Origin of the sequence: Paraburkholderia sp. BR10954, assembly GCF_040965775.1 — a bacterium.
Lineage (GTDB): Bacteria > Pseudomonadota > Gammaproteobacteria > Burkholderiales > Burkholderiaceae > Paraburkholderia > Paraburkholderia youngii.
This window is the reverse complement of record NZ_JBFRCK010000171.1, coordinates 1-1,098: the sequence shown is the minus strand read 5'-3', so window position 1 is coordinate 1,098 and position 1,098 is coordinate 1. Positions and strand designations below refer to the sequence as shown.

At 61.7% G+C, this 1,098-nt stretch carries 1 protein-coding gene and 1 pseudogene; both read left to right on the top strand.

Annotated elements, in window-relative coordinates; translation table 11 throughout:
- Positions 1 to 67 precede the first annotated feature (67 nt).
- Positions 68 to 775, top strand: a complete 708-nt coding sequence (locus AB4Y34_RS41650) for a tyrosine-type recombinase/integrase (RefSeq protein ID WP_368719283.1) — start codon at positions 68 to 70, stop codon at positions 773 to 775.
- A gap of 6 nt (positions 776 to 781) precedes the next feature.
- Positions 782 to 976 (top strand): annotated as a pseudogene (locus AB4Y34_RS41645) (transposase zinc-binding domain-containing protein); the annotation flags it as partial.
- Between the last annotated feature and the right edge of the window lie 122 nt (positions 977 to 1,098).

The following is a 1,098-nucleotide window of genomic DNA, read 5'->3' as shown; positions in this document are numbered from 1 at the left end:
CAGCGTGGTCGTGACAGGCGACCCGCCGCCCGGCCGTGGACAACCCGCGATTTGATCTTATCGGGAGGTGCCACACCGCATTAACCTCAACTACAGATCTATCCGTCGAACCGGGTCAACCTCATACAACGTCACGCTCAAACGCAACTGGTCGGTCGAAGAGCTCCCCAGATCGAGGAGACCACGCAAGCTGCCGGTCATCCTCAGTCAGGAGGAGGTCACCCAGTTCCTTGAAGCGATCCGCAGCGTCAAGCATCGTACCGTGCTGATGGCAGCCTACGCCGCGGGCCTGCGCATCTCTGAGGCCAGCCGGCTGAAGGTCAGCGACATCGATAGCCAGCGAATGGTGCTGCGTGTCGAACAGGGCAAGGGGCACGCCGACCGCTACGTGATGCTCTCTCCACGGCTGCTGGAGATTCTGCGTTGTTACTGGTGCATTGGCCGCCCCCAGTACTGGCTGTTTCCCGGCCGATTCCCGGATCAGCCCGTGGGCGCGAGCGTGGTACGACAGGCATGCCAGGACGCCCGTCGCCGTGCTGGTATCAGCAAGCCCATTACACCGCATTCCTTGCGTCATGCGTTTGCCACGCACCTGCTCGAATCCGGCACCGATGTGCGCATGATCCAGCTGCTGATGGGCCATCGCAGCCTGGCCACCACAGCGCAATATCTCAAGGTCGCGACCAGCACGATCTGCGCGACGACCAGTCCATTCGACCGGCTGCCCCCGGGCACTTCGCAGACCTCACCCGAGCCTCCAGCTGACTCGGTCTGAGCCGCGATGAAGGCCCCGCTGGAGCTGGCGGACATCCTGCACCGTCACGGCCTGGCATATCGGCATCTCTACGCCGATTCACTTGACCGTGAGCAGTACCGTGTCATGCGCGCCATTGAACAATGCCGCACGGCGGCCCTGGGTGGCCACGTCGAGCAGTGTGACGCGTGCGGGCACCAGCGCATCGCCTACAACTCGTGTGTTATGGGGAGTCCTGGATAACAGGGAGTCCGAAACCATGTTCGGCTCGACAGACCGAACAATCCTGTATTTTTACTCCCCATTAAAACACGTCCCTCCGTTGCTATCGTGGTCTGGCTTTA